The sequence below is a fragment of the Pseudomonas sp. PGPPP1 genome (assembly GCF_002255865.1).
Taxonomy (GTDB): domain Bacteria; phylum Pseudomonadota; class Gammaproteobacteria; order Pseudomonadales; family Pseudomonadaceae; genus Aquipseudomonas; species Aquipseudomonas cremoris.
Map to the genome: position 1 here is coordinate 1 of NZ_NKIG01000076.1, position 1,587 is coordinate 1,587.

At 53.3% G+C, this 1,587-nt stretch carries 4 protein-coding genes; 3 read left to right on the forward strand and 1 reads right to left on the reverse strand.

Features of this window, described 5'->3' with window-relative positions; translation table 11 throughout:
• Nucleotides 1-128: DnaA N-terminal domain-containing protein (locus CFE47_RS31120; protein ID WP_286843024.1), on the reverse strand; the 128-nt coding region annotated here is incomplete at its 3' end.
• A gap of 586 nt (nucleotides 129-714) precedes the next feature.
• On the opposite strand from CFE47_RS31120, the gene rpmH reads away from it, so the two are divergent.
• From rpmH to yidD, 3 genes are read left to right on the forward strand one after another with little or no spacing between them, the layout of a single operon-like run.
• The gene (gene rpmH / locus CFE47_RS31125; RefSeq protein WP_003213577.1) at nucleotides 715-849 is read left to right on the forward strand and encodes a 50S ribosomal protein L34; all 135 of its coding nucleotides are present in this window, start codon (nucleotides 715-717) and stop codon (nucleotides 847-849) included.
• Between the two features lie 16 nt (nucleotides 850-865).
• Nucleotides 866-1,270, forward strand: coding sequence for a ribonuclease P protein component (gene rnpA, locus CFE47_RS31130; protein ID WP_010168490.1), 405 nt, complete (start codon nucleotides 866-868; stop codon nucleotides 1,268-1,270).
• On the forward strand, nucleotides 1,263-1,508 hold the full coding sequence (gene yidD, locus CFE47_RS31135; RefSeq protein WP_010207715.1) for a membrane protein insertion efficiency factor YidD: 246 nt from the start codon (nucleotides 1,263-1,265) through the stop codon (nucleotides 1,506-1,508). Before rnpA ends, yidD begins: the two co-directional genes overlap by 8 nt.
• The last annotated feature ends 79 nt before the right edge of the window (nucleotides 1,509-1,587 follow it).

Below are 1,587 nucleotides of genomic sequence, written 5' to 3' on the forward strand. Positions count from 1 at the left end.
GGTGCGTAGACACGCAACTCGTCGCCTTCGGCTTCGACCTGTAGCGGACGGATCCAGGTGTTGAATTGCTGGGCAGGCAGCTCATCGCGCAAAAGCTCCACGCACTGCTGCCAAAGTTCCACTGACACGGATATCCCCTAAGTTGAAAGCCGGTGAGGCAAAAACAGCCGCCATTGTAGCGGCCAGCCGCCCACTTATCCACATGTAGGTTGCTCACAGGCCAGCCAAAATCAATGCCTTACCCCTAAAAAAAGCGACCGATGGTCTGTGCATAAGCTCTGTGGATAAGCGCACCTAAGCTCGTTGTACAAGTGGGGGTGAAAGTCTGTGGGTAACTGGCCTGTGGATAACAACCCATTCCACCCACAGCTTATCCGACAGCGCAGCACAGGCAGAGCACCGTTTCTCCCCCGTGTTGTCATTCTCTGTACATCACGTGGAACAAGGCCTAAAGGCAGTTATCCACAGATGATCGCCTCACTAGCTTTTATAAGCTTTACAGAAAAGCTTTAAATAACTTCCTTCTTTATTTTTATATCTATGGCATTGCCCGTGAAAGCCGAGCTGATAGAAAAGGGCCGTTTGCCTTATAGAGATCTAATTGAAGGAAAAGCTGGTTGGAAATTGACCTAGAGGCTTGCTTTCTCTAGAATCGCCGGTCTCTTAAAACGGGGGCCATTCCGGCCCGTTGTGGACGAACCAGGTAACAACGCCATGAAACGTACTTTCCAACCAAGCACCATCAAACGCGCCCGTACCCACGGCTTCCGTGCTCGCATGGCTACCAAGAACGGCCGTGCTGTCCTGTCGCGTCGCCGCGCCAAAGGTCGTGCGCGTCTGGCAGTTTGATAATCCGGTACTGGTGGTGAGTCAGGACTTCAGTCGGGAAAAGCGTCTGCTAACCCCCCGGCATTTCAAGGCAGTCTTTGACTCCCCCACCGGCAAGGTTCCGGGGAAAAATCTCCTGCTCCTTGCGCGTAACAACGATCTGGATCACCCCCGCCTAGGGCTGGTGATCGGCAAGAAGAGCGTAAAGCTCTCCGTTGAGCGCAATCGCCTCAAGCGTCTGATGCGCGAATCGTTTCGCCTCCACCAGGAAACTCTGGTTGGTTGGGATATTGTTATCGTCGCGCGCAAAGGCTTGGGGGATGTAGAAAACCCCGAATTGATTCAGCATTTCGGCAAGCTCTGGAAACGTCTGGCGCGTACCAACAAACCAGCACCAGCAGTCAGCACCGAAACTGTAGGGGTAGACAGCACCGATGCGTAAACTGGCCCTCGTTCCGATCCAGTTTTATCGCTATGCCATTAGTCCTCTGATGGCCAGCCACTGTCGTTTCTACCCCAGTTGTTCCTGCTACGCGTTAGAGGCCATAGAAAATCATGGTCTTCTGCGCGGTGGCTGGCTGACCTTTCGTCGTTTAGGTCGCTGTCATCCGTGGAATCCCGGTGGTTATGACCCGGTTCCACCTATCCCTACCTCCCGTTCTTCTTCGATGGCCGAGTAATCATGGATATTAAACGCACGATCCTGATCGTCGCCCTGGCAATCGTGTCCTACGTCATGGTTCTTAAGTGGAACCAGGA